Below are 25,859 nucleotides of genomic sequence, written 5' to 3'. Positions count from 1 at the left end.
CAGCCGGTGCGCTAACAGAGGGCGCATGACGCGATTCTCGGTCAACGACCGCCCGGTCGAATATCGCATGGAACCCGAAACGCCCCTGCTGTGGGCGCTGCGCGACGCGTCGAACCTGACGGGAACCAAATATGGCTGCGGCACCGGCGAGTGCGGCGCGTGCACCGTCGACATCGATGGCGAAGCGATCCGCAGCTGTATGGTCACGATTGCCGAGTGCGAGGGGCGCTTCGTCACGACGATCGAGGGACTGTCGCGCGATCGCAGCCACCCGGTGCAGCAGGCGTGGGTCGCCGAGCAGGTTCCGCAATGCGGTTTTTGCCAGTCGGGGATGATCATGGCCGCGGCCGCGCTGCTGCGGTCGAACAGCAATCCCAGCGATGCCGACATCGATGCCGCGGTGACCAACATTTGCCGCTGCGGCACCTATCCGCGCATCCGCACCGCGATTCGCCTCGCCGGGCGCGTGCTGCGCGGCGAAGAACGCATCGCTGCCGCGCCGCCGCCGGGCATCCGCCCCGAAGACGCCGCGCGCGCCGTGCCCGCGCTGCGCCTGCCGCCCGGGACCTGAACGCTTCCGTTCATCTAGGTGAACCGCAGGCAACAGCTTGGTTCAGCCATCGATCATCTTGCCTCCGGTAACACCTGATTCATCATCCCGGCTGGCGTCTCCAGCACGCGGGACATGAGTTGGAGTATGGCGAGATGAAGAAGATGTTCGGAGGGTTGCTGATCGCGGCAACGATCCTGACCCCGATTGCCCCGGCCGCCGCGCAGGCGTCGGGCGAACGGGTGCAGATCGCGCAGCGCGGCGATCGCGGTGACCGAGGCGACCGTGGCCCGCGCGGTCCCGAAGTGCGCCGCGGCGGCAACTGGAACGGCGAAGCGCGACCCCAGCGCCAGCCGAGGCAGCAGGGCGAGCAGCCGCAGGTCCAGCGCCAACCGCGCGGCGAAATGCGCCAGCAATGGCAGCAACGCGGCAACGACCAGCAACGCGAGGCCCGGCGTCAAGAGTGGCAACAGCGTGGCAACGACCAGCAGCGCGAGGTGCGACGCCAGCAGTGGCAGCAGCGCGGTAACGACGAACAGCGTCAGGCCCAGCGTCAGCAGTGGCAACAGCGGCAGGCCGAGCGCCAGCGCGGCGGCAACTATGATCGCAACCGCGACGGCCGCATCGATCGTCAGTGGGACCGCAACCGCAACGGCCAGGTCGATCGCCAGTGGGATCGCAATCGCAATGGTCAGGTCGACCGGCGTTACGATCGCAACCGCAACGGCGACCTCGACCGTCGCTGGGACCGCAACGACAACAACCGCGTCGACCGGCGTTACGACCGCAATCGCAACGGCTATGTCGACCGGCGCTATCGCGACAATGATCGCCGGGATCGCGGCCACAGCTGGAACCGTTCGTGGCGCGACGATCGCCGTTACAACTGGCGCGACTATCGCCAGCAGTATCGCAGCTATTACCGCATGCCGCGCTATTATTCGCCGTACCGCAACCATCATTATACGCGGTTCAGCATCGGTTTCAGCCTGAACTCGCTGTTCTACAGCCAGCGCTACTGGATCAACGATCCCTGGTATTATCGTCTGCCCCCGGCCGACGGCGGGTATCGCTGGGTCCGCTATTACAACGACGTCCTGCTCGTCGACACCTACAGCGGCGAAGTGGTCGATGTGATCTACGATTTCTTCTGGTAATTCCTTTCGGTTATCAGACGACAAACTGAAGGGGCCGGCTTGTCCGGTCCCTCTTTTTTTAAGCGCTGCCGGCTTGTCCGGCCCCTCTTTTTATGCGCTTGCCCTCCCCCGTCCGACACGCCACGATGCCCGGACAGAAACTGGGGAGCAGACATGCGAAAATCGGGATTGGCGACCGCCGCGGCGGTAACGTTGGCTTTTTTGGGCGCGGTATCGGCAGAGGCGCGCACCACGGTCGTTTACGCCGGGCGCGTCATCACCGACGCCGACAAGCCCGCCCAAGGCCCCTCGACCATCGTCATCACCGATGACCGCATCACCTCGATCGCCGCTGGCCGCACCGAGCCGCCCGCCGGGGCCGAAGTCGTCGACCTGGGCGACAAGACCTTGCTGCCCGGCCTCATCGACCTGCACGTCCACCTGACCGGCGACCCGGGCGACGATTATCGCGCCGCGACGGTCGACCCCGACGAATGGGGCGTCGTCGTCGGCGTGAAGAACGCGGGCATCACGCTGCGCGCGGGCTTCACCACGGTGCGCGAGGCGGGGTCGGCGCAATATACCGCTTATTCGCTTCGCCGCGGCACGACCGCCGGTTTCATCACCGGGCCGCGCATCATCGCCGCCGGCCCGGCGCTGTCGATCGTCGGCGGACATGGCGACGTCACCGGTTTTCGCGAGGATGTCCACGGCGTGCTCGATCAGGGCTATACCTGCACCGGCCCGGTCGAATGCGCCGAAAAGGTCCGCAAGGCCTCGCGCGCCGGCGCCGATATCATCAAGATTACCGCGACGGGCGGCGTGTTGTCGCAGCAGGGCCGCGGGCTCGGCGGGCATTTTTCGCCGGCCGAGCTACAGAGCATCGCCGACACCGCGCATTCGCTGGGGCTGAAAGTCATGGCGCATGCCCATGGCGCGCGCGGTATCGAGGATGCGGCGGCAGCGGGGATCGACACGATCGATCATGGCACCTTCGCCGACGATGCGGCGCTGAAGGTCATGAAGGCCAAGGGCACCTATCTCGTCCCGACGCTGATGGCGTTCGAGGGGATTCGCGAGCGGCTCGGCAAGGGCATCTACACCCCCACGGTCGAGGAAAAAGTGCGCATGACGCTAGGCAGCGTTGGCCAGGCGGTCGGCCGCGCCAAGGCGCTGGGCGTGCCGGTCGCGTTCGGGACCGATGCAGGCGTGTTCGAACATGGCCGCAACGGCAGCGAGTTCGCGCTGCTGGTCAAGGCCGGGCTCACCCCGCGCGAGGCCTTGGCCAGCGCAACGAGCGTCGCGGCGCGCGCGCTGTCGATGGAAAAGGAAATCGGCCGGATCGCGCCGGGCATGTCGGCCGACGTGATCGCGGTGTCGGGCGATCCGCTGACCGACGTCACGGTGCTCGAAAAGATCGACTGGGTGATGGCGCGCGGCCGGATCGCCGACTGAGCCGGCTGCATGGTCAGGCGGCGCGGCGGACACGTCCCCGCGCCGGCGTGACCGTCTTCGGACCGATCAGCGCGTCGATGTCGACCGCTTCGGCAAACCGGACGCCGACGCGGTTGCCCGACGACCAGCGCGCCTCGGCATCGAAGATATGGCCGGGGCCGAATTCCAGAACCAGCGGCGTCCCGGGCGGGACGTTCCACAATCCTTCGACCAGCGCACCGCGTGACGACATGTTGCGGACGATCGCTTCATATTGATAGCCGCCGCTGGTGGCCTGGATCGTGCGGAAGATAGTGAGCCGCGGCTCGCGCGCGCTCTTGTATCCGTTTGCCTGGGCCCTGCCGCCGCCTTCGCGCAGGAGCGCGAGCACCTCGACCAGATCCATCGGACGCCCATAAATATAGCCCTGGACATGGCTGCACCCAAGCCCGCGGATCAGCGCGAGATCGTCGTGCGTCTCGACCCCTTCGGCGGTCGTTTCCATATTCAGCGCGGTCGCAAGCCCGACGATCGAGGAGATGATCGCCGCGTTCATGCTGTTCGGATCGGCGGCGCCAAGCACGAAACTCTGGTCGATCTTGATCTTGTCGAACGGCGCTTTCTTCAGATAGCCGAGCGCCGAATAGCCGGTGCCGAAATCGTCGAGCGCGAGGCGGACGCCGGTGCGTTTCAGTTTCTGGAACATCGCCAGATTTTCCGCGCTTTCGTCGAGAAAGACGCCCTCGGTGATCTCGAGCTCGAGCTGTTCGGGACGGATCCCCGCCGCCGATACCGCGCTGAGGATCGTCGCGGGCAGCTTTTCGTTCGCAAACTGTCGCGGCGAGACGTTGACCGCGACGCGGTATCCGGGACCGAGATGCGCGATCGTTGCGCAGGCGGTGCGGATGATCCATTCGCCGATCGGGATGATCAGGTTCGATTCCTCGGCTACGGGTATGAATTTCGACGGGCTGATCATGCCGCCCGACGCATGGTGCCAGCGGATCAGCGCCTCGAACCCCGTGATCCGCTCGGTCCCGACGTCGACGATCGGCTGATAAAGCAGCCTCAGTTCGTCCTTTGCCAGTGCGTCGCGCAGCGCATCCTCGATCGCCTTGCGCTCGCTCGCCTGGTTGTGCATCGCATCGGCATAGAAGCGATAGACACCGCGCCCGGCGTCCTTCGCGGCATAAAGCGCCAGGTCGGCGTTGCGGACGAGCGCCGACGCCGACACCCCCTGCCCGTCCGACACCGCAATGCCGATCGACGATCCGACGCGCACCTGCTCGCCCTCGATCGCGAACGGCTTTGCGAGGCTGAGGATGATCGCATTGGCGATGCCGGCGAGCTTTTCGGGCTGGTTCAACTGCGGCACGACGATCTGGAATTCGTCGCCGCCCAGCCGGCCGACTTGCCCCTTGTCGCCGACGATCTGGGTCAATCGCCCCGCGACCTGCTGCAACAGCTGGTCGCCGACCGGGTGCCCCAGCGTATCGTTCACCGCCTTGAAGCGGTCGAGATCCAGCAGCAGCAGCGCGCAGGGCTGCGGCTGGCCGCTATGGCTCTTGAGCGCACGCTCGAGCAGGTCGGTGATGTGGCGCCGGTTCGCAAGGCCGGTGAGCGTGTCGTAGCGGGCAAGCTGGTTGATCTCGCGCTCCGACCTCTTCATGTCGGTGAGGTCGGTGCCGCTGCCGCGGAAGCCCTGGAAATTGCCGAGTTCGTTGCTGATCGGATGGCCAGAGATCGACCACCAGCGCTCCTCGCCCGGCACCGCGGCCTGCACCGTCAGCTCCTTGAACGGCGTGCGCGACGACAGGCTGAACCCCAGCGTGCGCTCCTCGCTCTCGTCATTGCCGATCCGCTTGCGGATGATGTCGGTAAAGGGCTGCCCGAGCAGCTCGGCCAGCGGCCGCTCGAGCCGCGCCGCAACGGTCGGCGAGATATAGACGAGTTGGCCGTGACGGTCGGTTTCCCAGAACCAGCCGCGCCCGGCGCGCTCGAAATCGCGCATCAGGTTGAGCGCGCGCTGCTGGTCGCTGATGCTCAGCCGTGCCGTGCGGGTCGCGCGGCGCTGATGCCGAATATCCTCGCGCATCATGACGATCAGCAGCCCCAGGAAAACGAACCCCGCGACCGCGAACGGCCACGACGCGATGCCGATGGCGCCGCCGAGCGCGGTCGCGCCGGCGAAGGTGAAGAAGGCGGGGCGGACGATCGCGACCGCCGAGGCAGCGACAAGCAGCGACCCGATCAGGATCGCGGTAAAGGCATCGAAATGGGGGCTTCCGTCGGGAACCGCGATGGCGGCAAACATCGCCGCGGCATTGAGCAGCGTGCCGAGCGCGATCAGCACCATGCACAGCGCGACGATCAACCGCAGTCGCCGTTGCGACACCGGGCGCGGCCTGCGCATCGCCTGCCCGATCACCGTCAGCACGAGGTCGCAGGGAAGGCCCGCCGCCATCACCATCCATTGCGACGGGTGATCGAGGAAGCCGGTGAGCCCGGGCACGAAGGCGCAGGTGAGGAACGCGAGGACGCGGCCGATAAGCACATAGTGCCACAGCTGCGCCACGCGCATCAGGCGCGTCACAAATTCCGGTGACTCGAGCAGCGATTCGCCCAATGACAACTCGCTGGCCGCCGGCCTGATGATGTTATGCCGAACCCCCAATTTCCCGATATTCCTGCTCGTCTGGTCGCACGGGATCAGTGTCGAAAAGGGGTTTCCAAATCCTTACCTGCGCCCGCCCGTTCACCCCGTTATTGTGCCATAACGGAAGCTATTCCGTTTCGGTTCGCAACTTGTTATAGATGAACCATGCCTGCTGTACGCCTTTTGCCGCCCGACCGCTTCTTCGACCGCAGCGAATGGTCGGCGATCACCCGCGCATCGTCATGGCGCGGGATCTGGCTCGTCGCGCACGCGTGGATCGTCAGCATCGCGCTGATCGGCCTCGCCGCCTGGTCACAGAACCCCGCCGCTTGGGCACTCGCGATCGTCCTTGTCGGCGGGCGCCAGCTCGGGCTTGCGATCCTGATGCACGACGCGGCGCACGGCGCGCTGCACCCGAATCGAAAACTCAACAATTTCCTTGGCCAGTGGCTGACGGGCGCCGCGGTCGGCTCGGACCTGATCGCCTATCGCACCTATCATCTGCAGCACCATAAATTCACCCAGCAGCCCGAAGATCCCGACCTGTCGCTGTCGAAGCCCTTCCCCACCACGCGCGCGAGCCTGGGGCGCAAGGTGCTGCGCGACCTGACCGGCCAGACCTTTTTCAAACAGCGCGCCGCACAATTCGGCCTTGCCTTCGTCGGCCTGAAAGCCATGCTGCGCGGCGAAAAGGTCGAGAAGGGGCGCGCGAGCACGAAGGCAGGAACCCCGTTCAACAAGCAATCCGACGACGGCATGACGTCACCGACGGTCGACGTCGCGGGCGCAATGGCGGTGGCGCGCGCAGTCGGCCGCTTTCTCGTCGTACAGGCGGTGCTGCTCGCGGCGTCGCTCGCGCTCTATGGCTGGACGCCCTATCTGCTCTGGCTCGCCGGGCTTGCGACGACCTTCCAGCTTTACCTTCGCGTCCGCAATATCGCCGAACATGCGTGCACGACGACGGGGAGCGACGATCCGTTCACCCATGCCCGCACCACGAACGCGGGCTGGCTGGCGCGCGCGACGGTTGCTCCATATTGGGTGAATTATCACGCCGAGCATCACCTGTTCATGGGGGTGCCCTGCTATCGCCTGCCAGAGGTCCATGCCGCGCTCGGCCGCGCGGGACGGTATGAGTCGATGACGATCGCGCCGAACTATGCCGCGGTACTGCGGCAGGTCACCGCGAAGGGCTGAGCCCTCCCCCATCGAGGGGGAGGATATAGTAAGCCCCCTATTGCCGGACGAAGCGCGCTCCGGCGCGGTCCTTCACCGTCGTTTCGGGATCGAAGATCATCCCGTTCATCGCGACATAAACGCCGGGCGGCAGCGTCTGCACCGCCGCCAACGCGAAGCCGACGTTGAATTCGGCGTCGCTCGCGCGCACCGAAGCCGGCTGCATCGCGCCCGTCATCACGATCGTCTTGCCCGCTATCCCGGCCAGCACGCGCCCGGTGACGACCATCGTGTCGGTACCATGGGTAACAAGGATGCGCGTCGCTTCGCTCGCCTCGACCGCGGTACGGATCGCGGCGCGGTCGGCATCGTCGAGTTCGAGGCTGTCCTTGCGCATCAGCTGCGTCACGCGGTGCGGGACATGGACATTATTTTCGCGCAGCAGGTCGGGGATCGCGGCGGGGCCGATCTGGAATTCGCTCAGCGCGTCGAAATAGACTTTATCGATCGTCCCGCCGGTGGTGAAGATGTCGATCGTCTCGCGCATCAGGCGCACTCGTCCTGGATCGGCAGTGCCGGCATGCCGTCGGGCGCGGCGAAGGGCTGTTTGAAGGTGAAGGCCTCGGCCGTCGGCCCGTTCGCTTCGAGCATCGCGATCCGCGCCATGCCTTCGGCAACGGTCGGGCGATGCCCCGCGGGGACCCACCAGAGCACCTGATAGACCGGCATAGGCTCGAACCACTCCTTGCGCCGCTTCATGACCGTCAGATGATCGGGCGTCCGATAGACGAACGCCGCGAGCGCATCGATATCGCGCCACACCGACATGTTGGCGAGGAGATGCGGATCGTCGGTGACGGGCACATCGGTCGCATTGTTACCCTCGCCCACCAGCCGCCAGATAAAGCCGTCGGCGGCCTCGGCAACCGCGTTGACATGGTCGAGCGCGTCCATGAAATCGCGGTTCGCGACATGATCGGGCGGCAAGCGGAAGCGTCCGATGTTGATCTGCGCCAGTTCGTAAGCCGCCATGCCGGTCTCCTTCAGGCCAGCGCCTCGGCGATCAGCCGGCGCGTGTTGTCAATTCCGAACAGCGCAATGAAGCTGCCCATGCGCGGCCCCGCGCTCGATCCGAGCAGGGTCTCATACAGCGCCTTGAACCAATCGCGCAGATTTTCAAAGCCATAGGCCTCGTTCTTGCCGATCGCATACACGATATTCTGGATGTCGTCGGCCGAGGCATCGGCGGGCAGCGCCGCAAGCTCACCGTCGAGTTCTTTCAGCGCCGCAACTTCGCCGCCCTGCGGCTTGCGGCGGTTCAGCGTCGGCGCGACATAGTCGCGGTTATACGCCATCGCATTGTCGATCAGCCGGTCGAGCTCGGGATAGGTCGCGGCATCGGCGCCCTCGACATATTGGCCAAGATAGCGCCAGATCTGATCCTTCGACGCATCGGCGCCCATCACTGCGACGAGGTTGAGGAGCAGCCCGAAGGTCACCGGCAATTCGGCCGCGGGAATCTGCTCGCCGCGTGCGACATGGACGTGATGCACCGGATTACCGAGCCGCTTGTCGGCCTCCTGCGCCGGATAGCTGCCGCGCATCTGCAGATATTCGTCAATCGCCTTCGGGATCACACCGATGTGCAACTGCTTCGCCGCCTTGGGTTCGCGATAGGCGAAAAAGGCGAGGCTCTCCTCGCTGCCATAGTCGAGCCATTGCTCGAGGCTGAGGCCATTGCCCTTCGACTTCGAGATCTTCTCGCCCTTTTCGTCGAGGAACATCTCGTAGATCAGCCCTTCGGGCTTGCGCCCGCCAAGCGCCTTCGCAATCTTGCCCGACTGAACGCCGCTGTCGGTCAAATCCTTGCCGTACATCTCATAATCGACGCCCAAAGCGACCCAGCGCATCGCCCAGTCGACCTTCCACTGCAGCTTCGCACCGCCGCCGAGGATCGAATGCGTGATCGTCTCGCCCTCATCCTCGAACGATACGAGGCCCTTGTCGGCATCGACGACGGTCACCGGGACCTGCAGCACGGTCCCCGACTTGGCGCTGACCGGCAGGATCGGCGAATAGGTCGCCGCGCGCTCGGCGCGCAGCGTCGGCAGCATGATGTCGAGGATGTCCTGGTTGTGGCGGAGGACATTCTTCAGCGCGTCGTCGAACGCGCCCGACGTGTACCGCTCGGTCGAGCTGACGAATTCATATTCGAAACCAAAACGGTCGAGAAACTCGCGCAGCATCGCATTGTTATGGTGCGCAAAACTTTCGAACTTGCCGAATGGATCAGGGATCGCGGTGAGCGGCTTGCCGAGATATTCGCGCAGCATGTCGCCGTTCGGGACATTGTCGGGAACCTTGCGCAGCCCGTCCATATCGTCGCTGAATGCAACGAGGCGCGTCGGCGCGCCGCCGGTCAGCGCCTCATAGGCGCGGCGGACCATCGTCGTGCGCAGCACTTCGTTGAAGGTGCCGATATGCGGCAGCCCCGACGGGCCATAGCCCGTCTCGAAGATGATCGCCTCGCCGCCGGGCTTGCCATCCGGATAGCGTTTGACCAGCTTGCGCGCTTCCTCGAACGGCCAGGCCTTGGACGTTTGCGCGGGTTCGCGCAGCGAAGGGTGAAGGTGCAAGTCAGTCATGCCGCGCCCATAGCGGCAAGAAGCGAGGATGGGAAGAAGACCGGACGCGGCGGCGCCCTTCTTCCCTTCGATCACCCGCGCGGCTGCGTCGCCGGCAGGAAGCTGCTCTTCCTGAGCAGCGCCGCCGACGCGATCGATACCAGCAGCGCGACGGGGAATATCTCGGTCAGCGTCAGCGCCATGCGGAAGAGCGGATTTTTATACTGCTCCGCCATCGCGCCCATCTCCGCCGAAAATTTTGCGATCTCGGCGGCGGGTTTGCCGGCGGCACGCATATCTTCAATGCTCTTGGCAATATAGTCGGCCATGAAGGTTCCGCCGGTCTGCCACATATAGATTTCCCAGCCGAGGATGTAGAAAAGCGACGCGACGAGCCCGATACCGAGGCCGACGCCAAGCGCCTTCCAGAAGGTGATGACCCCGCCCAGATTCACGTCGCGATAGCGCTTCACGCCGATGAAGACGAAAAGCAACGCGACCAGCATCGACAGATAGCCGGCGACCATGCCCATCGTGCCATGATCGGCGACTAAGGTGATGCTGATAGACATGCCGATAATGACGATCACGCCCGCGATGGCGCCGTAGACTGCAATGATCCTGCCCATGATCTGTCTCCCCATAAGGTGAATGCCACGCGGGATGGACCGGAACAACGGCCGGAATCTATCGCCCAAAAGGGTGATTTGATGCCGGTCGCCCGATTTTACGGCAGGATGTCGAGCGTCCGCGCCTTCTGCACCGCCTGCGTGCGGCTGGCGACCGTCAGCTTTTCATACACCCGCGCAACATGCGTCTTCACCGTGTTGGGAGAGATATCGAGCTGGCGCGCGATCACCTTGTTGGCGTGCCCTGCTGCCAGCATTTCCAGCACCTCGCATTCGCGCGCGCTGAGCCCCAGCGCCGCGATCGCCGCATCGTTGCGCACAAAGGTCTGACGCGGCCGCGCGGTCAACCGGTTGCCGGCCCATATGCCGAGCGCGATGCAAAGGACGGCGATGATCGCTATGTAAAATTCGGTCGACCAGCGATGCACGACATGTTTGTAGTTCAGCCACTCGAGCAGAAACGCCGCGGCGGCAAGGGCAATGCCGTAAAGGATGATCGGGCGGGCCATGATCCGCGTAGACCATTGTCGGTCATCGCTTGCAACATTGTCCCGGCGCGAACCAACATCGTTACCGGAAAATTTACCATGAGGGGCATAGTGTCCCGGACATGGACAATTTTCGCACCCCCGCCGCCCGTGGGCACAAACGCGCCGCCGTTGCCATCGACGTTACCGTCAACGGCGTGCTCAACTTCGTCGACGGTCGGATCACCGACCTGTCCGAAGGTGGGGCGCGGATCGACGGGGCGAGTATGCCCGCGCGGTCGCGATGCGAGATCCACTATGGTGGCGAGGTTACCTATGCGGTGGTGATGTGGTCCGAATTCGACCGCATGGGCGTGCGCTTCCCGTACGAACTCACCCACGGCGCGCTTTATAAGGCGCTGAAACGTGCGCGGACGGCTTCGATGGTTCAGCCCGCGCAGATATTCATGAGCAATCGCCCTTCGGCTTTCGGACGCCGCGGCCTCAGTTAGGGATCAGAAGGGCGCGATCGCGACGCCTTCGCGCTCATTGTCCCAGATCATCGCCATGATCCGCCAGCCAAGATCCGGATCCTTGAACAGCTGGATCGAATTGATCCCCCGCCGTTCGGGTTCGGCATCGCCTAGCGACGCGCGCGCCTCATAGGCGCTCCAGACGTGGGCGATGTTGCCGAACAGGTCGATCCGCCGCGCAATCTCGATCTCGAAAAAATCATTCTCCGCGAAAAAAGGCGTCGTGTTGCGGGCATAGTCGGCGAGCCCCATGCTCAGGAATGTCGCCCGCCCGTCGGCATCGATCCACGTCCGGATCTGCCGCGCCTCGGGGTGAAAGCAATTCGCCTGCCGCGACCAGTCGCGCGGCCCCTTCGGGCCAGAGATCATCGCATACATCTCGTCAATCACCGCGCCGATCGCCTGCTCTTCGCTCATCCTGACTGTCCTTTCGTGTTGGTTGGGTCCAGCGTTGTCGAACCTCCCCGCCATCGCAAGAAGAAAGCAGGCGGTCGTCCGGATCGCCTTGCCGCGTTCGCCTTTTGTCCCTAGCTTGGGGTGATGGCCCCCGACCTGCTTTCCCTGCCCGCCGTCCATGCGAGCCATATCGGCATCTGGATCGCCGATGCGCACGGGCGCGTGCAGCGTGTCGGGCGCGGCGAAGCGATCGCCGCGGTCGCCGCCACGCCGCATCTGTTGCTGGGTGCGACGTTGACCGGCGACCGGCTTGGTTATCCCGAGCTGTCGGGGCTCGACCTGCTCGAACTTTTCGCTTTCCTCTATCCCGCGCGCTTCGCGGTTCCGACTCCCGCGGGCCTGGCCGCCGCGATCGGGCTGGCACCACCCAAGAGCGAGGAGGACATCGCGGCTTTCCTGCCGCAGGCGGCCGCGGCGATGCTCGCCGGCCTCGACGATCCCGACTGGCCCGAGCGCGAGGGCGCGTGGCACGGGGTGCAGGCGCTGGCGCGCCAGCGCTGGTCGTGGGCGTCGCTGATCCAGCCGCGCCTGTCGGCGCCCGAGGGTAATGAACGCTGGCTCTTCTCGCGCCTGCCCGAATGGGAGGAGGCGCCGCCACGCGGGGCGCCGCGGCAAGTGACGATCAATGCGGACGATGTCGCGGCGCGGCTCGATCGGCTGACCGGCGACGGCGCCGAACGCCGGTCGGGGCAACAGGATTATGCGCGCGCAACCACCGCGATCTTCGAGCCACGCGAGCGCAAGGATGCGCCGCAGATGCTGGTCGCCGAAGCCGGAACGGGGATCGGCAAGACCTTGGGCTATCTCGCCCCCGCCAAACAATGGATCGACCAGTCGGCGGGCGCGGTCTGCATCTCGACTTTTACCAAGGCGCTGCAGCGCCAATTGGCGCGCGAGACCGAGAAGCTCTACCCCGACGCCGCGACGCACCGCGAAAAGGTGGTGGTGCGCAAGGGCCGCGAAAATTACCTCTGCCTGCTCAACCTCGAAGACGCCTTGCAGGGCGGTTTTTCGGGGCGCGCCGCGATCCTCGCGCAGCTCGTCGCGCGCTGGGCGGCGTACACCCGCGATGGCGACATGGTCGGCGGCGACCTGCCCGGCTGGCTCCCTGCCCTGTTCCGCCGCAACGGCACCACCGCGCTGACCGACCGGCGCGGCGAGTGCATCTATGCGGGCTGCCCGCATTTCCGCAAATGCTTCATCGAACGCTCGGCGCGCGCCGCGACGCAGGCCGACATCGTCATCGCCAACCATGCGCTGACGATGGTGCAGGCGGCGAGGCCGCGCGACGGCGGCGCCCCCGCGACGCGGCTGATCTTCGACGAAGGCCATCATCTGTGGGACGCCGCCGACAGCATGTTCGCCGCGGCGCTGACCGGGCAGGAAGCGGTCGAGATCCGCCGCTGGGTGCTCGGCCCCGAGGGCAAGTCGCGCGGGCGGCGGCGCGGGCTCGCCGCGCGGCTTGCCGATGTCGCGAGTTATGACGAAGCGGGCGACCGCGCGATACAGGCGGCGATCACCGCCGCCGCCGAGCTACCGGGCGACGGCTGGCTCGGCCGATTGGCCGAAAACGACCCGTGGGGCGCGATCGAGCGGCTGCTCGTCGCGGTGCGCGGGCAGGTTTATGCGCGCGCCGCCGACACCAAGGGCGCCGACAGCGGCTATGGCCTCGAAACCGAGCTCGCCGACCCCGACGCCGCGCTGGTCGCCGCTGCCGCGGGCGCAAGCGACGCGATCGAGGCGCTGCTGCGCCCGCTGATGGCGCTCGGCAAGCGGCTCGATGCGCTCGTCGACGATCCGCCCGACTGGCTCGACGGCCAGGCGCGCGCGCGCGTCGACGGCGCGCGGCACAGCCTCGGCACGCGAATCGACACATTGGGCGGCTGGCTGTCGCTGCTCGGGCGCGTCGGCGGCCCCGCCGACCCCGATTTCGTCGACTGGCTCGCGGTCGACCGCTATGACGGGCGCGAGTTCGATACCGGGCTGCACCGCCACTGGCTCGACCCGGCCAAGCCGATCGCCGACATCGTCTACCGCCCCGCGCAGGGCGTGCTGGTGACGTCGGCGACCTTGCGCAGCGGCAGCGGCTGGACCGACGCCGACATCCGCACCGGCGCGCGGCATATGGACGGCGGGGTGAAGCATTTCGCGGTCCCCAGCCCGTTCGATTATGCGCGTCAGTCGGAGGTGTTGATCGTCACCGACATCGCGCGCGGCGACCTGCCCGCCCTCGCCGGCGCCTACAGCCGGCTGATCGAGGCCTCGGGCGGCGGCGCGCTGGGGCTGTTCAGCGCGATCCGGCGGCTGCGCATCGTCCATGCACGCATCGCCGACCGATTGGCGCGCGCGGGGCTGCCGCTTTATGCGCAACATGTCGACCCACTCGACACCGGGACGCTCGTCGACATCTTCCGCGCCGACCCGCATGCCTCGCTGCTCGGCACCGATGCCTTGCGCGACGGCGTCGACGTCCCCGGCGAATCGCTGCGGCTGGTGGTGATGGAGGGCGTGCCATGGCCGCGCCCGACGATCCTGCACGCGGCGCGGCGCGCGGCGCAGGGCGGCGGCGCCTATGACGACATGGTCATTCGCGGCCGCATCGGCCAGGCGTTCGGCCGCCTGATCCGCCGCGCCGACGATTTTGGCCAGTTCGTGATGCTCTCGCCGTCCTTCCCGTCGCGCCTGCTCAGCGCCTTTCCCGAAGGCACCCCGATCCGCCGCCTGCCGCTCGACGAGGCGGTGAACCATGTCGCGGCGGCGAATGTCGAACGCAGAAAAAGCGCTTATGCCGCCTTTTCACCGTCATAAGATTGCGGCACAAGGCCAGCGCATTTCGGGGATAGCGCAACGGCGCGGGGAGTAATTTTGAAGACTTTGACGATCCTGCGCCACGCCAAATCGGGCTGGGATGCCCCCGTCGAGCGCGATTTCGACCGGCCGATCAACAAGCGGGGGGCGCGCGGCGCCGACCTGATCGGGCAATGGCTGAAGCGCCAGAAACTGCCGATCGACCGCATCGTCGCCTCGCCCGCGGTGCGCGTGACCGAAACGCTCGACATTTTTCAGCTCGCAGCGGACCTCGACAGCATCGAACCGCATTGGGACCGGCGCATCTATCTCGCGTCGGCCGCGACGCTGATCGACGTGATCCGCGACACCGGCCGCGATGCCCGGCATTTGCTGATCTCGGGGCATAATCCGGGGCTGGAGGATCTGATCCTGATGCTCGTGCCCGAATCGGCCGACGATGAATTGCGCGCGAAGGTCGAGGAAAAGCTGCCGACCTCGGCGCTGGCACGGCTCGAGATCGATATCGACGACTGGCACGCGCTCGATACGGGGAGCGCTCGTTTTGCGGCCTTCGTCCGCCCGCGCGATCTCGACCCGATGCTTGCGCCGGCAATGGACAATGATTGAAAGCGAGCCACCAACCGATATGGGTAAGGCGTTAGCCTGGAGTATTTAACCGAGCGCCACGGCGAGCCGCCGGCGCAGCGCGATCAGCGCCTCGACCGGAATCCCGGTCGCACCATCCGGCAGATTGTCTGTGCGCGTCGGCGCGCGCGCCGGACCATCGGGCGTGGCGCCCGCGTCGGACAACGCCTTGCGCGCGCCCTCGACGGTAAAGCCCTGCACATGCAGCAGATGGTGGATCCGCTCGGCGAGCGCGACGTCCTCGGCGCGGTAATAGCGGCGGCGGCCCGAGCGCTGGAGCGGCTTCAGCTGCGGGAAACGCGTTTCCCAATAACGCAGCACATGCGTCGGAACGCCGATACGGACGGCGAGTTCGCCGATGGCGAGCATGGCGCCCGTCGCCTTGCCGCCATCGCCGGACACGTCAAAGCCTGCCATGGGCAAAGCCCGGCTTATTTGCCTGCGACGCGGGCACGCATCGTCTGGCTGGCACGAAAGGTCATCACCCGGCGCGGCAGGATCGGCACTTCGATGCCGGTCTTGGGGTTGCGGCCGATACGCTGCGCCTTGTCGCGCAGCACAAAGGTACCAAAGCCCGAGATTTTGACATTCTGCCCGCCCGCAAGCGCGTCGGACATATGATCGAGAATCGATTCAACGATCGTCGCCGATTCGTTACGCGACAACCCGATCTGTTGGTTGATCCGCGTTGCAATGTCGGCCCGGGTGAGCGTCCCTGCTGTCATGATGATCCCTTCCCCCTCACTGAAGCGAAATGCTATTCCAAGTCTCTGACAGCCCCCACCATCACGAGTCCCGTGCATCTATGTAACAAAAGCGAATTAATCCGCCAATCTGAAAAGGATGGAGCGAGAAGTTGACGCGCCAAATCGAGACATCACACGCGCAGGACCGCGGCGCCCCATGTGAAGCCACCGCCCATCGCCTCGAGCACCACCAGGTCGCCGCGCTTGATGCGCCCGTCGCGGACCGCAAGGTCGAGCGCCAAGGGAACCGACGCCGCTGATGTATTGGCGTGCTGATCGACGGTCAGCACGACGCGTTCGGCCGGCAAACCCAGCTTTTTTGCGGTTGCATCGATGATCCGCTTGTTCGCCTGGTGCGGCACGACCCAGTCGATCTGGTCCGCCGACAGGCCGATGTCGGCCATCACCTCGCCCAGCACCGAGGCGAGGTTGGTGACGGCATGGCGGAACACTTCGCGCCCCTGCATGCGGACATGGCCGACCGTTCCGGTGGTCGACGGCCCGCCATCGACATAGAGCATGTCCGAATATTTTCCCTCGGCATGGAGCCGGGTGGCGAGGATGCCCTGATCGTCTTCGACATCCTTCGCCGACAGCACAACCGCGCCCGCGCCGTCGCCAAAAAGGACACAGGTCGTGCGGTCTTCCCAGTCGAGGATGCGGCTGAAGGTTTCCGAACCGATCACCAGCGCATGTTCGGCCGCACCGGTGCGCAGCATCGAATCGGCGACCGAGACGGCATAGAGGAAGCCCGAACAGACCGCCGCGACGTCGAACGCGATGCAGTCGGGGACGCCGAGCAGCGCCTGCACCTTGGTCGCGCTCGCGGGGAAGGTGTTGTCGGGGGTCGCGGTGGCGACGATGATCAGGCCGATGTCCGACGGCTGGAGCCCGGCGGCTGCCAGGGCCTGCTGCGCGGCGGCCGCGCCCAGCGTTGCCGTCGTCTCGTCGGGCTCGGCAATATGGCGAAAGCGGATGCCGGTGCGCTCGACGATCCATTCGTCGCTGGTGTCGACACGCTTGGCGAGTTCGGCGTTCGATACCCGCGTGCGCGGCAGGGCCGAGCCGGTGCCGGCCAGAATCGCGCGGCGTGTCATGCCGCGTCGCCGCGGCGGAAATTCGCGAGATCCTCGGTCACCTGACGCGTAATATCCTTCTCGATCAGCTCGGCGCAAAGGTGGACGCAGTTCGCGACCCCCTTTGCATCGGCGCTGCCATGGCTTTTGAGCACAACGCCGTTCAGGCCCAGGAACACCGCGCCATTATGGTTGTTGGGGTCGAGGTGATGCCGCAGCAGCTCGGTGGCGGGGCGCGAGATCAGGAAACCGATCTTCGAGCGCGCCGAACTGGTGAAGGCACGGCGAAGCAGGTCGGTCACGAAACGCGCCGTCCCCTCGATCGTCTTCAATGCGATATTGCCCGAAAAACCGTCGTGGACGATGACATCGACATTGCCGCGCGACAATTTGTCGCCCTCGATGAAGCCCGTGAACTCCATCGGCAGCCCCTTCGCGGCGCGGAGCATCGCGGCGGCATCGCGAATCTCGTCGGTGCCCTTCATTTCCTCGGTGCCGATGTTCAGCAGCGCAACGCGCGGGCGTTCGAGCCCCATCGCGGTGCGCGCATAGGCGGCGCCCATCACCGCGAACTGCGTCAAATTGGTCGCATCGCACTCGGTGTTCGCGCCAAGGTCGAGCATGACGACATCATTGTCGCCGAGCGTCGGCAGCAGCGCCGCGAGCGCGGGGCGGTCGATCCCCGGCATCGTGCGCAGCGCGACCTTGGCCATCGCCATCAGCGCGCCGGTGTTGCCCGCCGACACGGCGCCGCCGGCATCGCCGCGCTTCACCGCGTCGATCGCGAGCCCCATCGAGCTGTGGCGCGCCTTGCGCAGCGCCTGGCTCGGCTTGTCCTCGCCCGTCACCACGCCGTCGGTGTGGATGATGTCCGACGCCGCGCGCAGATTGGGGTGATTTTCGAGCGCCGCCTTGATCTGCACCTCATCGCCGACGAGGATGAAACGCAGGCCGTCGTGCTTGTGGCGCGCCATGGCGGCACCGGCGAGCATCATCCGCACGCCGACGTCACCGCCCATCGCATCAATCGCGATTCGCGGTGTCAGTGCCATCAAATTGCGCTCCGGCTAGGGATCAGGCGCCGACCGACACCACTTCACGGCCATTATAATGGCCGCAGGCGTTGCAAAGGTTGTGCGGACGCTTCAGCTCGCCACAATTCGGGCATTCCTGAAAGGCTTCAACCTTCAGGCTGTCGTGGCTGCGACGCATGCCGCGCTTCGAGGGCGAGGTTTTTCGCTTGGGAACGGCCATGTTATTTCCTGCATTCTCAATAGTGTGTCACGAATCGGCTACCCGGATTTGTCATCGCCGTTGCCGGAAATGACTGGCCCGCCCGCCGCGCCGAAGCCCATTCCTGCCTATATTTGACAAGAAAACCTTCCGCCGGAGGGTGCCTCAACGCCAGAAGGTGTCGGGTGCCGGATCGGGCGGGGCTATAGCGTTTTTGCCCGCAAAGGCAAGCCCTGTGGCATGCCGATCTACGACATTGGTTGCTCCGTTCCTTCGCCATGCCGGACTTGATCCGGCATCCACGCCGGCGGCGACGTCATGGACCCCGGATCAAGCCCGGGGTGACGAGGCTGAAAACGGCGCGCTTGCCCTGCTTTGGCAGGGATGCCACATCACCCCCACGCCGGAACGCTGGCCAACAACATACAGGGGGACCAAATGATAATCTTGCCGATCAGCCTGACCATCGCCGCCGGGGCGGCGCTACTCAACCTGTGGCTTTCGATGCGGGTCGGGCGCGTGCGGACCAAGGAGAAGGTTTTCGTCGGCGACGGCGGCAACGAGCCCCTCACGCGCCGCATGCGCGCGCACAGCAATTTCGTCGAGAACACCGCCTTTGTGCTGATCCTGCTCGCGCTGGTCGAACTCGGCATGGGATCGTCGATGTGGCTGTGGGGCGCGGGCGCGCTCTACCTTGTCGGCCGTATCCTCCACGCGCTCGGCATGGACGGCATGATGTGGGGCCGGATGGCGGGCACCGCGATCACCATGCTGACCCAGCTCGGCCTCGCGATCACCGCGCTGACCATCGTCTACCTGACGCCGACGAGCATCACGATGACCGAGGTCGAGGAAACGGTGGTTTCGGCGCCGAGGTGACCTTCTTTTACCGTCATACCCCAACCTTTTACCGTCATCCCCCCAACGCCATATCGCTGACGAACGGATTGGTGCGCCGTTCGTGCGCGAAATTGCTGTGCGCGCCGTGCCCCGGCAGGAAAGTGGTGTCGCCACCGAGCGGCCACAGCTTCTGCGTGATCGAATCGAGCAGTTGCTGGTGATTGCCGCGCGGAAAGTCGGTGCGGCCGATCGACCCCTGGAAGATCACGTCGCCGACGATCGCGAGCTTCGACGGGCCGTGATGAAAGACGACGTGGCCCGGCGTGTGCCCCGGGCAATGGATGACATCGATGCTGAGGTTGCCGACGGTCACCGTATCGCCGTCGACCAGCCACCGATCGGGCTCGAACGTCTCGCCGACCATGCCGAAACGCGCACCATCCTCGGCGAAAGCCTCGATCCAGAATCGATCATCCTCGTGCGGTCCCTCGATCGGCACGCCCAGCTCCTTCGCGAGCATCCCCGCCTGCCCGCAATGATCCATATGGCCGTGGGTGACGAGGATCTTCTCGACCTCGACCCCGGTCTGGCGCGCGGCCTCCTTCAGCTTGTCGAGATCGCCGCCGGGATCGACGAAGGCCGCCTTGTTGGTCTCGGTGCACCATAGAAGGGTGCAATTCTGCTGGAAGGCAGTGACGGGCACGATTGCGGCGCGAAGCGGAGGATTGGGAGCGTTCATGGCGCTCGATGTGGGCAAAGCGGGCGGATTTGGCAAGAGCGGGCCCCTTTTCCTGCATGGCAAGGGATGATAGTCTCGATGGTCGATGGAACGGCACGCCTCCTGTCATTGCGGTCAGCTCGTACTCCGATGCACGGGCGAGCCGACCAAGGTTTCGCTTTGCCATTGCCTCGACTGCCAAAGACGAACCGGGTCAATCTTCAGCATCGCCGCATTCTTTCCGCGCGAGCAGGTCGTGGTGACAGCCGGGGTGGCGAAGGTGTTCAGCCGCGCGTCGGCCAGCGGCTTCGGCGTTTCCTTCCACTTTTGTCCCGATTGCGGATCGTCGCTCTGGTGGGAACCGGAACGCCTTCCCCATCTGATCGGCGTCGCCGCTGGCACGTTTGCCGATCCTAGCTTTCCCGCCCCGGAACAGGCCGTATGGTCCGAAGACCAACATCCATGGTTTGAGCTTCCACCCGGGATCATCACGCATCCGGGGAACCCAGCCCATGCCGCACGGCGTGAATGACTCGTCCCGACCCGATAGCCGACGCGCCTCAGCGCAGCGTCATCGTGTCGCCTTCGACATTCACCGCAGCGAGTTTCGAGAGGAAGCTCTGCCCAAGCAGCGACACGCCCATGTCGGCGTCGACCACCGCGGCCTCGACGGACCGGACTTCGATCCCGTCGATTTCGACGCTGTCGAGCATGACGGTGCGCATCGGAACATCGCCGCCCGCGGTGCGCGCGGTGCCGCTGACGGGCAAGCCGTCGACGTCGATGCCGATCGCTTCGGCATCGCGGCGCGTCAGCGCGACGATCGATGCGCCGCTGTCGACCATCATCCGGATGTTGGTACCGTCGATTTCGGTGTCGGCATAGAAATGCGAATCGCCGGAACGATCGAGCAGCACTTCGCCCCGTGAGCCCGAACGGCCCTCCGCTTCAGCCGTCGCCATAGCCCGGTCTTTCCGAAGCTTGTGCGTCGTCCAATTGTCGTGATTGCCGGAAATCGTGGCGGTCGTTTCGACAACGTCACCAGGCGCCGAGCGGCTAGCGATTCCCGCCATGCCGACCGACACCACCGCAATGATCGCGGCCAAACCAAGAAAGCGCCCCATCATGACGCGCCTTTTCGCAGACACTTATTGGTTATTCGTTAAACGCGGATGCGCTCAGCCACGTTCAACAAAGGCCCGCCAGCTCGGCGTGCCGTCGCGCATCGAATAGGCGATACGCGCGCAGGCATAGGGGCGGTCGGCACTGTTGTCCGCTTCGGCAGCGGTGCGCGGCCAAACGGGTTCGCCGCCCCGCCCCGCCGACCAGCAGACAAGCGCTTCGGCTTCGGGCCTGGCCGCGATCGCGGCGCGGTCGGCGGCGCTGTACGACGCCGGCAGGCTCCAGCCCAAGATCCGGCGTTCGATGGGTCCGGGGGCCGCGAGCAGCGAAGCAAAGGCCGCGCATTGGTCATCGAGCAGCGTGGCGACCGCCTCGCGCTCCGTCGCGCCAAGCCAGTGGCCGCCGAGCAGCGGCTGCCAACGGTCAGGCTGGCGTGACTGGAGCGCTGGGAGCAGTTCGTCCGCCGCCGCCTCGAAGCGGGTGCGCCAGGGCGAATCCTCGGCGAGCGGGGCGAGCGGCGAAGGCGTGGGCGCAGCCTCGGGTGCGATCGGCACCAGCGGCGCCGAAGCCGCTGTATCATCTGCGGATTGGGGCGACGCGGGACAGCCACTCTGAGCGGCGACCGGCATGGCAACGAAAGCGGCGGCGAGCGCCGACGAAATCAGGAGAGCGCGCATGGCGGGCAGTGTAGCAGCAAAGGCTGCACCTGTCATGAACCGGCAGCGAGCCCCTCGCGCATCCATGCGGGCGCGATCCCCGAGCCGATCGTCTCGGTGCGGCGATGCTCGACCGACCAGCCGAGGTCGGGATAGGCGACGACCTGGCGCTTTTCGTCGGCCTCCGCGATCGGCACGACGACCAGCCGCCGGTTGACCTTTTGCCGCCAATTCATGCGCGCGGTATTTTCCTGCCCGACGTAGCAGCCCTTGGTGAAGCTGACCCCGTTGAGTTCGGCGGCATTGCATTCGAGCCACAGCGTCGTGCCATCACCGAGTTCGGCGCGCCCTTCGGTAACGCCTAGCGCCAGCCGGTGCGCGCGCCACGCGGCGTCGGCGCCCTCGCCTTCCTCGGCGGGCGCCAGCCAGCGCTGCCCGAGTTCGGGCAGGCGCGGATCGACGACGCCAAGGTCGCCCTCCGGCGCCCAATGCACCGCGAGGTCGGGTTCGGGGGCGATGGTGATCGCGCGGCGCAGGCGATAGAGCGTCAGCCGCTTCGCCAGCGCCTCGGCGGCGTCGCGCTCGCAATCGATCAGGACATCTGCCTCGTCGCCCCAGATCAGGAAATCGAACAGCGCCTTGCCCTGCGCCGAGAGCAGCGCCGCCCACACGGGGAGATTGCCCGACGTGTCGTTGGTCACCAGCCCTTGCAGGAAACCGCGAACGTCCTCCCCCGACAGACGGATGAGGGCGCGGTCGTTGAGGGTGGTATTGGCCATGGCGATAATCTAGGGACGCCCCAGCCAAAACCAACCCCAAGTTGACGAGTCTATCCATGACCGACCGCCTGACGATCCGCCGCCCCGACGACTGGCACGTCCATCTGCGCGATGGCGCGATGCTGGAACATGTCGCGCCATATACCGCGCGCCAGTTCGCGCGCGCGATCGTCATGCCCAATCTGTCGCCGCCGGTGACGACCGCCGAGGAAGGCCGGGCGTATCGCGACCGGATCAACGCCGCAGTGCCGGCGGAACTGGACTTCACTCCGCTGATCGTCGCCTATTTGACCGACCACAGCGATGCGGACGAGGCGGTGCGCGGCCATGCCGAGGGGGTGTTCACCGCGGCGAAGCTCTATCCCGCGCACGCGACCACCGGCAGCGCGCATGGCGTCACCGACGTCGCGAAGATCATGCCGGTGCTCGAACGCATGGCAGAAATCGGCATGCCGCTCCTGATCCACGGCGAGGTCACCGACGCGCACGTCGACATCTTCGACCGCGAGGCGGTGTTTATCGAACGCACGCTGAAAGGCCTCGTTCGCGACTTGCCGAGCCTCAAGATCGTGTTTGAGCATATCACGACCTCCGAAGCGGTCGATTTCGTGACGGATGCACCCGCCAATGTCGCGGCGACAATCACGCCGCAGCATCTGCACATCAACCGCAACGCGATGCTCGTCGGCGGCATCCGCCCGCACGCTTATTGCCTGCCCGTCGCGAAGCGCGAGCATCACCGGCTCGCGGTGCGCAAGGCCGCGACCTCGGGATCGCCCAAATTCTTCCTCGGCACCGACAGCGCGCCGCACGCGGTGCATACGAAGGAAGCCTCGTGCGGCTGCGCGGGGATCTTCAACGCGCCCTATGCGCTCGAAAGCTATGCGACCGCGTTCGATCAGGACGGGGCGCTCGACAAGCTCGAGGGTTTTGCGAGCGAGCATGGGCCGCGCTTTTACGGCTTGCCGCTCAACGCCGGCACGGTGACGCTGGAACGCGCCGAAGTCGTGGTGCCGGACAAGGTCGGCGACGTCGTCCCTTTCCACGCGGGCGAGACGCTGGGGTGGCGGCTTACCGCTTAAGCCGCCGGCATCATCCGCTCGGCGCGCATCTTGCGCCACATGTCGAAGCTGAACACCGCGATGCTGGTCCAGATCAAGAGGAAGCAGACGAGCTGCGCGGGCTTCAGCGGCTCTTTGAATATGAACAGGCTGAGCAGGAAGGCGATGCTGGGCGCAAGATACTGGACAAAGCCGAGCGCAGCATAGCTCATCCGCCGCGCCGCGGTCGCGAACAGCAGCAGCGGGATTGCGGTGACGACGCCCGCGGCGGCGAGCAGCCAGCTGATGTCGGCCCCCGACCCGAAACCGCGCCCGTCGCCGAGCCAGATATAATATGCGGCGGCAGCGAGCGACAGCGGCAGCAGCAATGTCGTCTCGATCGCAAGGCCCGGCAGCGATCCGACGGGCACGATCTTGCGGATCAGGCCATAGGTGCCAAAGCTGAACGCGAGCGTCAGGCTGATCCACAGCGTATCGAGCGCACCCGCGAGCAGGATCGCGACACCTACGCCTGCGATGACCACCGCGAGCCCCTGCAACCGGCTCAGACGCTCGCCAAGGAAGATCATCCCCAGCATCACGTTGACAAGCGGGTTGAGGTAATAGCCAAGGCTCGCCGCGAGCACATGGTCGGTGAAGACCGCGTGGATATAGACGAGCCAGTTCAAGGCGATCAGGATCGAGCTCGCGAGCAGCATGCGCAGCACGCGCCAGTCCTTGAGCGCGGTCAGATATTCGCCGATCTGGCGGCGGAAGAGCATGATGAGGAAACAGAGCGGCAGCGACCAGACGATACGCTGCGCGAGCACCTCGACCGGCGGCACGCTCGACACCAGCTTGAAGAACAGCGGGACGAAACCCCAGATCGCATAAGCGCCGAGTGCATAGGGCAAGCCGCCCTGATTGCTCCCCGTGGGGGCCGTGTCCTTATTCATGATGCGAAGACTGCCTTTCGGCCGAAGATCAGATGATGCCGCCGCCCAGCATCAGGCGGATGACGCCGATGACGATGACGACGATGTTCAAATTGCGCCCCGAATTGCTGTTCGACATCGCGCCGAGCGCGAGACCGACGACCGCAAAGGGCACGATCACCCAGTTCGCCCAGCCCAGCAAGGGGATGAAGGCGAAAACGGCCAGAACCAGCGCGATAGCACCGATGACGAGCGAGGCGATATTGAGCATGGGCGAGTTGTCGCATGCCTCCGCCTACGCGGCAAGAGCCTTTCGGTTCGTCGACGCTGACACTCGTTTCGTCTTGTTGCTTTGGGTTAATGCAACGGGAGAGAGGCGCCGCTCGTTCCCACATCGAAGCGCCCGAGCCGCAATGCGGTCGAGGCGTTGAACCAGGAAAGGACTTGTTATGCGTAATCTCACCAAGGGCCTGATGGGCGCTTTTGTCGCCGCCAGCGTCACGCTCACCGCGCCAGCCTATGCCGCGATCGCGGCGCCCGCGAAGGCGCCGGGCTATCACCAGTTCGAACAGTCGTCGGACTTTTACCGCAAGCGCAAGGATCGCCGCTATTATGCCCGCGACGAGCGCGTCGGTTCGGACACCCGCATCTGGCGCGACAATGATGGCCGTTATCGCTGCAGGAAGGACAATGGCACGACCGGTCTGCTGATCGGCGGCGCGGTCGGCGGCCTTGCGGGCCATGAAATCGCGGGCGGCGGCGACAAGCTGCTCGGCACCGTGCTCGGCGCAGCCGGCGGCGCGTTGCTCGGCCGCGAGATCGACCGCAGCAAATATCGCTGCCGCTAAGCCGTAGCTAACCGTCTCGGGTGTGGGTCGAGACCCTCCGCCCGCGCACGCGATGGAGAGGACACCGGACTAACCGCCGGTGTCCTCACGCGTATCCGCTTGCCCCGCGACTCCTCTTGCCGCAGAAGCATCGGCCATTGCTGCGGAGATAGATGATGCTGAACGGCCCCCTGCTCGTGACCGAGCGCCTGATCCTGCGTCCGCCCGCGACCGAGGATTTCGACGGCTTCGCCGAAATGTGCAGCGAGGCCGACACGATGCAGTTCATCGGCGGCACCTGTCCGCGTTCGCAGGCGTGGCGCCTGTGGTGCACGCTCGCCGGTGCGTGGCACATTCGCGGCTTTTCGATGTTTTCGGTGATCGAGCGCGAAACCGGCGAATGGGTCGGACGGCTCGGCCCGTGGGAACCCGACGGCTGGCCCGGGGCCGAGATCGCTTATGGCGTGCGCGCCAAATTCGCCGGCAAGGGCTATGCCTTTGAGGGCGCCGTGGCGGCGTGCGATTTCGCGGTCGAGTTCCTGAAATGGCCCGAATTGATGCACAGCATCGACCCCGCCAATACCCGCTCGCAGGCGCTGGCAAAGCGGCTCGGCGCGACCAACAGCGGCCCGACCCGCCTGCCCGCCCCCTTCCAGGACGCACCGGTCGATGCCTGGACGCAAAGCGCCGACGCATGGCGGGTGAAGCGCAAGGAATTCCGGCCGTGAGCCAGCGCCATATCCCGAAAGCGTCTCGGTCCGAGACAGTTTTTGGCTAACAAAGTCTTACCC

30 protein-coding genes are annotated in these 25,859 nt (G+C 65.6%); 12 read left to right on the top strand and 18 right to left on the bottom strand.

Going from position 1 to position 25,859, the window contains the following annotated elements:
* The first annotated feature begins 25 nt into the window (after positions 1-25).
* The 3 genes from V6M50_RS18845 (at position 26) to V6M50_RS18835 (ending at position 3,141) form a co-directional block, all read left to right on the top strand.
* Positions 26-571, top strand: a complete 546-nt coding sequence (locus V6M50_RS18845; protein WP_332820121.1) for a (2Fe-2S)-binding protein — start codon at positions 26-28, stop codon at positions 569-571.
* A gap of 134 nt (positions 572-705) precedes the next feature.
* Positions 706-1,707 carry an RcnB family protein gene (locus V6M50_RS18840; protein ID WP_332820120.1) on the top strand — a complete coding sequence of 334 codons (1,002 nt, stop codon included), beginning with the start codon at positions 706-708 and terminating at the stop codon, positions 1,705-1,707.
* A gap of 153 nt (positions 1,708-1,860) precedes the next feature.
* Positions 1,861-3,141 carry a metal-dependent hydrolase family protein gene (locus tag V6M50_RS18835; RefSeq protein ID WP_332820119.1) on the top strand — a complete coding sequence of 427 codons (1,281 nt, stop codon included), beginning with the start codon at positions 1,861-1,863 and terminating at the stop codon, positions 3,139-3,141.
* Between the two features lie 13 nt (positions 3,142-3,154).
* Here V6M50_RS18835 and V6M50_RS18830 read toward each other — a convergent pair whose 3' ends face one another.
* Positions 3,155-5,713 (bottom strand): EAL domain-containing protein, encoded by a 2,559-nt coding sequence (locus tag V6M50_RS18830; RefSeq protein WP_332820118.1) that lies wholly within the window; start codon positions 5,711-5,713, stop codon positions 3,155-3,157.
* A gap of 228 nt (positions 5,714-5,941) precedes the next feature.
* Between V6M50_RS18830 and V6M50_RS18825 the strand changes: the two genes are divergently transcribed.
* Entirely contained in the window at positions 5,942-6,973 is a 1,032-nt protein-coding gene (locus tag V6M50_RS18825; protein ID WP_332820117.1) for a fatty acid desaturase family protein, read from the top strand.
* Positions 6,974-7,010: 37 nt separating this feature from the next.
* Here V6M50_RS18825 and V6M50_RS18820 read toward each other — a convergent pair whose 3' ends face one another.
* The 5 genes from V6M50_RS18820 to V6M50_RS18800 form a co-directional block, all read right to left on the bottom strand.
* On the bottom strand, positions 7,011-7,499 hold the full coding sequence (locus V6M50_RS18820; RefSeq protein WP_332820116.1) for an asparaginase domain-containing protein: 489 nt from the start codon (positions 7,497-7,499) through the stop codon (positions 7,011-7,013).
* On the bottom strand, positions 7,499-7,984 hold the full coding sequence (locus V6M50_RS18815) for a DUF3291 domain-containing protein (protein WP_332820115.1): 486 nt from the start codon (positions 7,982-7,984) through the stop codon (positions 7,499-7,501). Before V6M50_RS18815 ends, V6M50_RS18820 begins: the two co-directional genes overlap by 1 nt.
* 11 nt (positions 7,985-7,995) lie before the next feature.
* Entirely contained in the window at positions 7,996-9,597 is a 1,602-nt protein-coding gene (locus V6M50_RS18810; protein ID WP_332820114.1) for a lysine--tRNA ligase, read from the bottom strand.
* A gap of 71 nt (positions 9,598-9,668) precedes the next feature.
* Complete coding sequence (locus V6M50_RS18805) at positions 9,669-10,205, bottom strand: DUF4199 domain-containing protein (RefSeq protein WP_332820113.1); 537 nt, start codon at positions 10,203-10,205, stop codon at positions 9,669-9,671.
* A gap of 98 nt (positions 10,206-10,303) precedes the next feature.
* Positions 10,304-10,714 (bottom strand): response regulator transcription factor, encoded by a 411-nt coding sequence (locus V6M50_RS18800; RefSeq protein WP_332820112.1) that lies wholly within the window; start codon positions 10,712-10,714, stop codon positions 10,304-10,306.
* A 101-nt stretch (positions 10,715-10,815) separates the two neighbouring features.
* On the opposite strand from V6M50_RS18800, the gene V6M50_RS18795 reads away from it, so the two are divergent.
* A complete protein-coding gene (locus V6M50_RS18795; protein WP_332820111.1) occupies positions 10,816-11,184 on the top strand; it encodes a PilZ domain-containing protein in 369 nt (122 codons plus the stop codon).
* Between the two features lie 3 nt (positions 11,185-11,187).
* Here the strand turns inward: V6M50_RS18795 and V6M50_RS18790 are convergent, their stop codons facing one another.
* Positions 11,188-11,622: a hypothetical protein gene (locus V6M50_RS18790; protein WP_332820110.1), complete on the bottom strand. Its 435-nt coding sequence runs from the start codon at positions 11,620-11,622 to the stop codon at positions 11,188-11,190.
* Between the two features lie 123 nt (positions 11,623-11,745).
* Between V6M50_RS18790 and V6M50_RS18785 the strand changes: the two genes are divergently transcribed.
* Together V6M50_RS18785 and V6M50_RS18780 are read left to right on the top strand one after the other, a co-directional pair.
* Entirely contained in the window at positions 11,746-14,469 is a 2,724-nt protein-coding gene (locus tag V6M50_RS18785; RefSeq protein ID WP_332820109.1) for an ATP-dependent DNA helicase, read from the top strand.
* Between the two features lie 57 nt (positions 14,470-14,526).
* Positions 14,527-15,078: a SixA phosphatase family protein gene (locus V6M50_RS18780; protein WP_332820108.1), complete on the top strand. Its 552-nt coding sequence runs from the start codon at positions 14,527-14,529 to the stop codon at positions 15,076-15,078.
* Between the two features lie 45 nt (positions 15,079-15,123).
* Here the strand turns inward: V6M50_RS18780 and V6M50_RS18775 are convergent, their stop codons facing one another.
* The 5 genes from V6M50_RS18775 to rpmF all read right to left on the bottom strand — a co-directional run bounded on the left by V6M50_RS18775 (position 15,124) and on the right by rpmF (position 18,172).
* A complete protein-coding gene (locus V6M50_RS18775; protein WP_332820107.1) occupies positions 15,124-15,513 on the bottom strand; it encodes a MerR family transcriptional regulator in 390 nt (129 codons plus the stop codon).
* A 14-nt stretch (positions 15,514-15,527) separates the two neighbouring features.
* The gene (locus V6M50_RS18770) at positions 15,528-15,821 is read right to left on the bottom strand and encodes an integration host factor subunit alpha (protein WP_332820106.1); all 294 of its coding nucleotides are present in this window, start codon (positions 15,819-15,821) and stop codon (positions 15,528-15,530) included.
* 152 nt (positions 15,822-15,973) lie between these two features.
* A complete protein-coding gene (locus V6M50_RS18765) occupies positions 15,974-16,939 on the bottom strand; it encodes a beta-ketoacyl-ACP synthase III (protein WP_332820105.1) in 966 nt (321 codons plus the stop codon).
* The gene (plsX, locus tag V6M50_RS18760) at positions 16,936-17,970 is read right to left on the bottom strand and encodes a phosphate acyltransferase PlsX (protein ID WP_332820104.1); all 1,035 of its coding nucleotides are present in this window, start codon (positions 17,968-17,970) and stop codon (positions 16,936-16,938) included. Before plsX ends, V6M50_RS18765 begins: the two co-directional genes overlap by 4 nt.
* Positions 17,971-17,992: 22 nt before the next feature.
* Complete coding sequence (gene rpmF, locus V6M50_RS18755) at positions 17,993-18,172, bottom strand: 50S ribosomal protein L32 (protein WP_011541714.1); 180 nt, start codon at positions 18,170-18,172, stop codon at positions 17,993-17,995.
* Positions 18,173-18,589: 417 nt separating this feature from the next.
* Between rpmF and V6M50_RS18750 the strand changes: the two genes are divergently transcribed.
* Positions 18,590-19,030 carry an MAPEG family protein gene (locus V6M50_RS18750; RefSeq protein WP_332820103.1) on the top strand — a complete coding sequence of 147 codons (441 nt, stop codon included), beginning with the start codon at positions 18,590-18,592 and terminating at the stop codon, positions 19,028-19,030.
* A gap of 34 nt (positions 19,031-19,064) precedes the next feature.
* On the opposite strand, the gene V6M50_RS18745 is transcribed toward V6M50_RS18750, so the two are convergent.
* Positions 19,065-19,730, bottom strand: coding sequence for an MBL fold metallo-hydrolase (locus V6M50_RS18745; protein ID WP_332820102.1), 666 nt, complete (start codon positions 19,728-19,730; stop codon positions 19,065-19,067).
* Between the two features lie 85 nt (positions 19,731-19,815).
* Between V6M50_RS18745 and V6M50_RS18740 the strand changes: the two genes are divergently transcribed.
* Positions 19,816-20,241, top strand: coding sequence for a GFA family protein (locus V6M50_RS18740; RefSeq protein WP_332820101.1), 426 nt, complete (start codon positions 19,816-19,818; stop codon positions 20,239-20,241).
* A gap of 28 nt (positions 20,242-20,269) precedes the next feature.
* Here V6M50_RS18740 and V6M50_RS18735 read toward each other — a convergent pair whose 3' ends face one another.
* From V6M50_RS18735 to ygfZ, 3 genes are read right to left on the bottom strand one after another with little or no spacing between them, the layout of a single operon-like run.
* Positions 20,270-20,836, bottom strand: coding sequence for a retropepsin-like aspartic protease family protein (locus V6M50_RS18735; RefSeq protein ID WP_332820100.1), 567 nt, complete (start codon positions 20,834-20,836; stop codon positions 20,270-20,272).
* Between the two features lie 51 nt (positions 20,837-20,887).
* The gene (locus V6M50_RS18730; RefSeq protein WP_332820099.1) at positions 20,888-21,508 is read right to left on the bottom strand and encodes a hypothetical protein; all 621 of its coding nucleotides are present in this window, start codon (positions 21,506-21,508) and stop codon (positions 20,888-20,890) included.
* A 32-nt stretch (positions 21,509-21,540) separates the two neighbouring features.
* On the bottom strand, positions 21,541-22,266 hold the full coding sequence (gene ygfZ, locus V6M50_RS18725) for a CAF17-like 4Fe-4S cluster assembly/insertion protein YgfZ (RefSeq protein ID WP_332820098.1): 726 nt from the start codon (positions 22,264-22,266) through the stop codon (positions 21,541-21,543).
* A gap of 56 nt (positions 22,267-22,322) precedes the next feature.
* On the opposite strand from ygfZ, the gene pyrC reads away from it, so the two are divergent.
* Positions 22,323-23,348, top strand: coding sequence for a dihydroorotase (pyrC, locus tag V6M50_RS18720; RefSeq protein ID WP_332820097.1), 1,026 nt, complete (start codon positions 22,323-22,325; stop codon positions 23,346-23,348).
* Here the strand turns inward: pyrC and rarD are convergent.
* Positions 23,345-24,262: an EamA family transporter RarD gene (rarD, locus tag V6M50_RS18715; protein ID WP_332820096.1), complete on the bottom strand. Its 918-nt coding sequence runs from the start codon at positions 24,260-24,262 to the stop codon at positions 23,345-23,347. The genes pyrC and rarD overlap by 4 nt on opposite strands.
* Before the next feature lie 28 nt (positions 24,263-24,290).
* Positions 24,291-24,512: a hypothetical protein gene (locus tag V6M50_RS18710; protein WP_332820095.1), complete on the bottom strand. Its 222-nt coding sequence runs from the start codon at positions 24,510-24,512 to the stop codon at positions 24,291-24,293.
* 178 nt (positions 24,513-24,690) lie between these two features.
* Here V6M50_RS18710 and V6M50_RS18705 point away from each other — a divergent pair, with 178 nt between their 5' ends.
* Together V6M50_RS18705 and V6M50_RS18700 are read left to right on the top strand one after the other, a co-directional pair.
* Positions 24,691-25,089 carry a glycine zipper 2TM domain-containing protein gene (locus V6M50_RS18705; protein WP_332820094.1) on the top strand — a complete coding sequence of 133 codons (399 nt, stop codon included), beginning with the start codon at positions 24,691-24,693 and terminating at the stop codon, positions 25,087-25,089.
* Positions 25,090-25,241: 152 nt separating this feature from the next.
* On the top strand, positions 25,242-25,796 hold the full coding sequence (locus tag V6M50_RS18700; protein ID WP_332820093.1) for a GNAT family N-acetyltransferase: 555 nt from the start codon (positions 25,242-25,244) through the stop codon (positions 25,794-25,796).
* The last annotated feature ends 63 nt before the right edge of the window (positions 25,797-25,859 follow it).

The organism is Sphingopyxis sp. (assembly GCF_036675685.1).
Lineage (GTDB): Bacteria > Pseudomonadota > Alphaproteobacteria > Sphingomonadales > Sphingomonadaceae > Sphingopyxis.
The sequence above is the reverse complement of the archived record's forward strand: the minus strand, read 5'-3'. Positions and strand labels throughout refer to the sequence as shown.

What these genes read in the sequence shown, in the direction of transcription:
- V6M50_RS18845 (WP_332820121.1), top strand. Translation starts at nt 26, where the DNA reads ATGACGCGATTCTCGGTCAACGACCGCCCGGTCGAATATCGCATGGAA.
- V6M50_RS18840 (WP_332820120.1), top strand. Translation starts at nt 706, where the DNA reads ATGAAGAAGATGTTCGGAGGGTTGCTGATCGCGGCAACGATCCTGACC.
- V6M50_RS18835 (WP_332820119.1), top strand. Translation starts at nt 1,861, where the DNA reads ATGCGAAAATCGGGATTGGCGACCGCCGCGGCGGTAACGTTGGCTTTT.
- V6M50_RS18825 (WP_332820117.1), top strand. Translation starts at nt 5,942, where the DNA reads ATGCCTGCTGTACGCCTTTTGCCGCCCGACCGCTTCTTCGACCGCAGC.
- V6M50_RS18820 (WP_332820116.1), bottom strand. Translation starts at nt 7,499, where the DNA reads ATGCGCGAGACGATCGACATCTTCACCACCGGCGGGACGATCGATAAA.
- V6M50_RS18815 (WP_332820115.1), bottom strand. Translation starts at nt 7,984, where the DNA reads ATGGCGGCTTACGAACTGGCGCAGATCAACATCGGACGCTTCCGCTTG.
- V6M50_RS18810 (WP_332820114.1), bottom strand. Translation starts at nt 9,597, where the DNA reads ATGACTGACTTGCACCTTCACCCTTCGCTGCGCGAACCCGCGCAAACG.
- V6M50_RS18805 (WP_332820113.1), bottom strand. Translation starts at nt 10,205, where the DNA reads ATGGGCAGGATCATTGCAGTCTACGGCGCCATCGCGGGCGTGATCGTC.
- V6M50_RS18800 (WP_332820112.1), bottom strand. Translation starts at nt 10,714, where the DNA reads ATGGCCCGCCCGATCATCCTTTACGGCATTGCCCTTGCCGCCGCGGCG.
- V6M50_RS18795 (WP_332820111.1), top strand. Translation starts at nt 10,816, where the DNA reads ATGGACAATTTTCGCACCCCCGCCGCCCGTGGGCACAAACGCGCCGCC.
- V6M50_RS18790 (WP_332820110.1), bottom strand. Translation starts at nt 11,622, where the DNA reads ATGAGCGAAGAGCAGGCGATCGGCGCGGTGATTGACGAGATGTATGCG.
- V6M50_RS18785 (WP_332820109.1), top strand. Translation starts at nt 11,746, where the DNA reads ATGGCCCCCGACCTGCTTTCCCTGCCCGCCGTCCATGCGAGCCATATC.
- V6M50_RS18775 (WP_332820107.1), bottom strand. Translation starts at nt 15,513, where the DNA reads ATGGCAGGCTTTGACGTGTCCGGCGATGGCGGCAAGGCGACGGGCGCC.
- V6M50_RS18770 (WP_332820106.1), bottom strand. Translation starts at nt 15,821, where the DNA reads ATGACAGCAGGGACGCTCACCCGGGCCGACATTGCAACGCGGATCAAC.
- V6M50_RS18765 (WP_332820105.1), bottom strand. Translation starts at nt 16,939, where the DNA reads ATGACACGCCGCGCGATTCTGGCCGGCACCGGCTCGGCCCTGCCGCGC.
- plsX (WP_332820104.1), bottom strand. Translation starts at nt 17,970, where the DNA reads ATGGCACTGACACCGCGAATCGCGATTGATGCGATGGGCGGTGACGTC.
- rpmF (WP_011541714.1), bottom strand. Translation starts at nt 18,172, where the DNA reads ATGGCCGTTCCCAAGCGAAAAACCTCGCCCTCGAAGCGCGGCATGCGT.
- V6M50_RS18750 (WP_332820103.1), top strand. Translation starts at nt 18,590, where the DNA reads ATGATAATCTTGCCGATCAGCCTGACCATCGCCGCCGGGGCGGCGCTA.
- V6M50_RS18745 (WP_332820102.1), bottom strand. Translation starts at nt 19,730, where the DNA reads ATGAACGCTCCCAATCCTCCGCTTCGCGCCGCAATCGTGCCCGTCACT.
- V6M50_RS18740 (WP_332820101.1), top strand. Translation starts at nt 19,816, where the DNA reads ATGGAACGGCACGCCTCCTGTCATTGCGGTCAGCTCGTACTCCGATGC.
- V6M50_RS18735 (WP_332820100.1), bottom strand. Translation starts at nt 20,836, where the DNA reads ATGATGGGGCGCTTTCTTGGTTTGGCCGCGATCATTGCGGTGGTGTCG.
- V6M50_RS18730 (WP_332820099.1), bottom strand. Translation starts at nt 21,508, where the DNA reads ATGCGCGCTCTCCTGATTTCGTCGGCGCTCGCCGCCGCTTTCGTTGCC.
- ygfZ (WP_332820098.1), bottom strand. Translation starts at nt 22,266, where the DNA reads ATGGCCAATACCACCCTCAACGACCGCGCCCTCATCCGTCTGTCGGGG.
- pyrC (WP_332820097.1), top strand. Translation starts at nt 22,323, where the DNA reads ATGACCGACCGCCTGACGATCCGCCGCCCCGACGACTGGCACGTCCAT.
- rarD (WP_332820096.1), bottom strand. Translation starts at nt 24,262, where the DNA reads ATGAATAAGGACACGGCCCCCACGGGGAGCAATCAGGGCGGCTTGCCC.
- V6M50_RS18710 (WP_332820095.1), bottom strand. Translation starts at nt 24,512, where the DNA reads ATGCTCAATATCGCCTCGCTCGTCATCGGTGCTATCGCGCTGGTTCTG.
- V6M50_RS18705 (WP_332820094.1), top strand. Translation starts at nt 24,691, where the DNA reads ATGCGTAATCTCACCAAGGGCCTGATGGGCGCTTTTGTCGCCGCCAGC.
- V6M50_RS18700 (WP_332820093.1), top strand. Translation starts at nt 25,242, where the DNA reads ATGATGCTGAACGGCCCCCTGCTCGTGACCGAGCGCCTGATCCTGCGT.